Origin of the sequence: Paenarthrobacter sp. (assembly GCF_031180005.1) — a bacterium.
Taxonomy (GTDB): Bacteria; Actinomycetota; Actinomycetes; order Actinomycetales; family Micrococcaceae; genus Arthrobacter.
Genome location: NZ_JAPSHI010000059.1, coordinates 1 through 5,535, shown reverse-complemented (window position 1 = coordinate 5,535; position 5,535 = coordinate 1). Strand labels below are relative to the sequence as shown.

3 protein-coding genes are annotated in these 5,535 nt (G+C 62.0%); 1 reads left to right on the top strand and 2 read right to left on the bottom strand.

Features of this window, described 5'->3' with window-relative positions:
- Positions 1-44: 44 nt before the first annotated feature.
- Complete coding sequence (locus RIF72_RS19780) at positions 45-1,727, bottom strand: ATP-binding cassette domain-containing protein (protein ID WP_309076490.1); 1,683 nt, start codon at positions 1,725-1,727, stop codon at positions 45-47.
- Positions 1,728-1,888: 161 nt separating this feature from the next.
- Between RIF72_RS19780 and RIF72_RS19775 the strand changes: the two genes are divergently transcribed.
- Entirely contained in the window at positions 1,889-3,478 is a 1,590-nt protein-coding gene (locus RIF72_RS19775) for a serine hydrolase domain-containing protein (protein WP_309076489.1), read from the top strand.
- Here the strand turns inward: RIF72_RS19775 and RIF72_RS19770 are convergent.
- Positions 3,462-5,465, bottom strand: coding sequence for a penicillin-binding transpeptidase domain-containing protein (locus tag RIF72_RS19770; protein WP_309076488.1), 2,004 nt, complete (start codon positions 5,463-5,465; stop codon positions 3,462-3,464). The genes RIF72_RS19775 and RIF72_RS19770 overlap by 17 nt on opposite strands.
- Positions 5,466-5,535 lie beyond the last annotated feature (70 nt).

Below are 5,535 nucleotides of genomic sequence, written 5' to 3'. Positions count from 1 at the left end.
GAGCGTTCGCGGAATACCGTTGGAATGTGAGAGAGCGTCCGCGGTCAGCGGGCGCGCTCCACCCGCTTCTCGTCCCAAACAGGTTCCTCGGACTCGTAGACCTTGCCATCGGAGCCGAAAATCAGGAACCGGTCAAAAGACTTCGCGAACCACCGGTCATGTGTGACTGCCAGAACGGTGCCCTCGAAGGCATCGATGGCCCGCTCCAAAGCCTCACCCGAGTGCAGGTCCAAGTTATCCGTGGGCTCGTCGAGCAGCAGCAGAGTTGCGCCGGAGAGTTGCAGCAGCAAGATCTGGAACCGTGCCTGCTGACCGCCGGACAGGGACTCGTACTTCTGCTCGGACTGTCCGGCCAAGCCGTATGAATCCAACGCACCTGCTGCAGCCTCACGGGGGAGTCCGGAGCGGTGTTCGTCTCCACGGTGCAGGATTTCCAGCAAAGTCCGGCCCAGTAGATCAGGGCGGACATGCGTCTGGGCAAAGAAACCGGGCCGGATGCGCGCTCCCAGCTTCACGGTGCCCTCGTGCGGCACTTCAGCGATCACGACGTCGGACACCGGCAGGTGCTCGCGCTCGGGGTCGGTGCCACCCGTGGCAAGGAGGCGCAAGAAGTGGCTCTTGCCCGAACCGTTGGAACCGAGCACGCCGACGCGGTCGCCGAACCAGATCTCCGTGGAGAACGGCTTCATGAGGCCGGTTAGTTCGAGCTTCTCGGCCACCACAGCACGCTTGGCCGTCCGCCCACCCTTAAGGCGCATTTTGACGTTTTGCTCAATCGGCAACGCCTCGGGCGGCCCGGCTTCCAGGAACTTGGCAAGGCGGGTTTGCGCAGCTTGGTACCGGTTGGCCATGTCCGAGCGGAAAGCGGCCTTGTTCTTGTACATGTTGACGAGTCCCTTGAGCTTCACGTGCTCCTCGTCCCAGCGCTTGCGCAGTTCCTCGAAGCGGGCGTTACGGTCCGCGCGTGCCTCAACGTAGGATCCGAAGCCACCGCCATGAATCCACGCCCCGGCACCGTTAATGCCGGGTTCGAGCGTCACGATGCAGCCGGCGGCGTTGTTGAGCAGCTCGCGGTCGTGGCTGATGAACAGCACGGTTTTCTTGGACTCGTTGAGCTTCCCCTCCAGCCATCGCTTGCCGGGGACGTCAAGGTAGTTGTCAGGCTCGTCGAGGAGCAGGAGTTCATCAGGACCCGCAAACAGGGCCTCCAGCACCAAGCGCTTCTGCTCACCACCGGACAACGTGGAGGCCCGGCGGAACTGTGCTTTGTCAAAGGAAATTCCGAGTGCTGCCATGCACACTTCGTCCCACACCGTCTCGACGTCGTACCCGCCGGCGTCTCCCCAGTCCACGATCGCTTGCGCGTACTTCATCTGCGTGGGCTCGTCGTCGTGCTCCATCATGGCGAGCTCGGCGTCCTCCACGGCCTTCGCAGCGGCGGCGAGGCCGGCCTGCGCTGTGGAAACCAGGAGGTCGCGGACAGTGGATTCATCACGGACCTGTCCAACGAACTGCCGCATAATGCCCATGTTTCCAGAACGTCCCACCACACCTTCGTCGGGGGTGAGATCGCCGGAAATGATCTTGAACAGGGTGGTCTTGCCCGTTCCATTGGGTCCGATGAGCGCCGTCTTGGTGCCATCGGGGACCTTGAAAGTCACCCCGTTGAGCAGCTGGGTGCCGTCGGAGAGGAAGTAGTCGATGCCGGAAACGTCAATATGGGCCACGTTTCAATCCTCCCACGGCGGCGTATTGGCGCTCGACGGCGATAAGCGGCTTGGGTACGCGAGGGGACATACGTCCAGCTACGGTGCATGTGTTCCGTCTGTCCCTGGCTACCGTGAAGAGCTACCGTGAAGAGACGATCAACCCAGCGGCAGGTGATGGCATGCGAAGTGTGTCCCGGTCATCGCTAAGCCTTCTCGCTTGCCTGCTGGCCGCCACTCTTGTGGGAGGCCTTGGCCCGCCGGCAGCCGGCAACACCGCAATCCCGACAGAGAAAGCGGAGATCCCAAGATCGGCCTATGTAGCGTTGGACGCCTTCCTCCAGGATCAACTTGAGACGCTGGGAGTTCCTGGTGCCGCCGTCGTGGTTGTGCAGCACGGTGTCCAGGTGCATTCAGCTGCGTTTGGCCGCGCCGACGACTCGGGAAGGCTGATGACCGCTCAGACGCCCGTGCTCCTTGCGTCCACCACCAAGTCGCTCACAGCAATTGCCGTGATGCAGCAGGTTGAGGCGGGCAGGCTGGAGTTGGATGAGCCGGTCCAGACGTACTTGCCGTGGTTTGCTTTGGAGGATAGCCGCGCGTCCGCGATCACGGTCCGCCACCTGCTTCACCAAACCAGCGGAATGGCTTCAGCAGCCACGGCCTTTGAAGGTAGCGACGCCCAAGGACCGGAAGCCCTTGAACAGGGTGTTCGTTCATTGTCCGGTTCACCCTTGGCCAGGTCACCTGGCGAAGCCTTCGGGTATGCCAACGCAAACTACAACATTCTGGGTCTCCTGGTTCAAACGGTCTCAGGCCAGACCTTCGGCGATTACGTGAGGCAGCACGTCTTTGAACCCTTGGACATGAATCACAGCCACCCGACGCAGGCGGGGGCCCGCGCAGACAATCTGGCCGCCGGGTATTCCCTGTGGTTCGGCTCGTTCTGGCGCCAGACGGATGCGCCTGCCCCTTCGACTGGCATGCCGTCCACCACCATGTACTCCTCGGCCGAGGACTTGGGTCACGAGCTAACGGCACTGCTGGGGCAGGGGCGGTACGGCGCCACCCGCATCCTCCAGCCACACAGCGTGAACACGATGTTTGAGCCAGGCGTTCAGGTGGACGGCTCCAAGTGGTACGGCATGGGCTGGTTCACTCGTCCACTTGTGGAGTCCGCAAATCCTTCCAGGCAACCACCTGACGAAGAATTACCGCTGCTGCTGGAACACCAGGGCGAGTGGGGCAACTCGCACACGTACCTGGCAATGATTCCCGCTTCAGGAATTGGTGTCGCGTTGGTTATCAACGCCAATGACACCTCTGCACCCTCACGACTGAAGGCAGTGGATACCAATATCCTGCGAATCCTGCACGGGCAGCCCCCTGCGCCCACAGTTGTGCAAGAGGACTGGCTGCAGCGCTACAGCTGGGCCGTCGCGCTGGCATTGCTGCTCGCAGAGTTGCTCAGTTTGTGGCTGGCACTTTCCATCCTGCTCAGAAACCGCACATCACCCCCAAAGTGGAAGCCACTCATCTTGGCTTTCGGCGCGCTTGTCCTGGATGCATTCGCACTATGGTTGTGCTTCGTTTATGCACCCGCCAGGTTTGACACTAACCTCACCGTCATCGTCCGCCAGTTTCCCGACGTCGGACTCTTCCTGGTGCCGGTCCTGGCTTTGGCCCTGGTCTCGCCTATCCCGCGAACGGCCCTGTTGCTTTGGAAAGCGCGGACGACTCCGCACCCAACCGGCGTCAGCCAGCCGCAGTAAGGAAGGACTTCAGCAAGGGTCCGCTGGTGGTGGCACCCAGGCCACCTTCTTCCACGAACACGGCAACTGCCAGGTCTCCGTGCGTCGCTACGATCCAAGCGTGCGTCTTGGGTGGGTTGTCATTGCCAAACTCTGCGGTACCGGTCTTTGCCCCTACTGGCGTCCCGGGGACTTCTGCGAGGAATCCGGCGTGTCCGGAGGTCACGACTGCCCGCATCATGTCGGACAGCGCAGCGGCTTCCTCCTTGGTGATCGGCTTGGTGGACCCCGGTGATACAGGGACGGCGCTTACTGCAGCTGAAGCGGACGACGGCGATGCGCCGCCACTTTCACTGGGCGTGGCACCGGCGCTGGGGTTCTGCCCGGCATCAGTGTTCTGGGCGGCATCAGGGTTCAATACGAGCTGCGGTGAAACGGGCGCGCCGTTGGCGACGGAAGCAGCCATGACCGCGGCCGAGAGTGGGGAAAAGAGCACCTTGCCCTGGCCAATCATGGATGCAGCATGCTCGGTACCCTCGGCAGCACCAGGAACCGAACCAAGGAATGCGTCAGCGCCAAGCTTGGGAGCTTCAACCGCTACGCCCAGAGCCTGCGCTGCGGATTCAAGCTGGTCCTGACTGACGGTATCGCGGGCATTGATGAAGGCAGTGTTGCAGGAGTGCGCGAAAGCGTCCCGCAGCGCGACCGAGCCAAGGGAGCCTTCGGGATAGCCTTCGGCATTTTTGAACGTGCGGCCGTCCACGGTCAGCGTTGAAGGGCATTCGACCTTCGAGTCCGGTGTGGCGCCGTTGCGGAACATCGCCAGGGAATCGACGATTTTGAACGTGGAACCTGGCGCGTACTGACCAAGTAAAGCTGTGTTGTACCCGTTGCTGCCAGGTCCTGATGCGGCAGCCAGGACAGCGCCCGTGGAAGGCTTGAGGGCAACAATCGCCGAAGCCGGTCCAACACCGGCCAGTGTTTCTTCGGCCAACTGCTGGAGTTTTAGGTCAAGGGTGGTCTTGAGCGTAGTGCCGGGGGACGGGAGGGACGAGAAGAACACCTTGGTACCGAGCGTCTCTCCTTCAGACTTCTCCTCGGGTGTGGCAAGAACTTCCACGCCGTCTTTGCCTCGCAGTAGTGAGTCGTACTTCTGCTGCAGGCCGCCGGTACCCGTGGTGTCCCCGGCACGCAGCGCACCATTCGAGTTTTCTATCTGTTCGGCACTGGCTTGGCCAACGCTGCCCAGCAAGGCACGGGCAAAAGTCCGGGTGGGAGCCAGCGCCATGGAGTCCAGAATGCTCGAACCGCCCGGAATGGCCTCAATTTTCGCTTCCGTGATTTCCGCCGTGTACGCACGCAGCACGATGCCCTCAACGAAAGCCTGTGGACCTGAGGCGGCAACTTGATTGGCATATTCTCCTGCGTCGAGCCCGAGCAGCGTCGCCAGGGCACGGGCGGAAGCGTCGGCCTGCTCTGCCGGGACCTTGGTTTTGTCGATGCCCACTCGGAAGACGGGACGGTCCTCAACGATCGGAGCATCCCCGGCACCCAGGATCTGACCGCGTTGGGCGGGAACGGTCTTGACGGACAGGGTCTCGCCCTCAGCGAGCTCCGGAGCCAGGAGGGCAGGGGTCCATTGGACCGCCCACTTGTCGCCGGACTTCTTCAGCGAGGCCTCGGAACTGTATTCCCACTTGGCCGAGCCGATGTTCCAACTGTAGTTAAGGGGGAAAGTTGCCGTGTCGCCGTCGAGCTTGACGTCTCCCGACGCGACCTCCGGCTTCGCGTCGAGTCCCTCGAACACGGTCTTGAGTTGATCGTTGGCCGCGGCAGCGTCCTTGCCCTCAACGGCGAGCTGGCCGACGTCGAGCGCCGCCAACGACGAAGCCAGCTGCTTGGCTGCTTGTTCCGCACCGGCGCGCCCGTCATCGCAGGCGGTCAATGAACCAGCCATCACCAGCGATACGAGACCAACGACAAGACGATGTTTTTTCAATTTCCCCATTTGCGACATTATGCCCGGTTCCTCTGACAGTTTCTTGTGGTGCCCGTTAGACGGACAGCCCCAAAGTCAG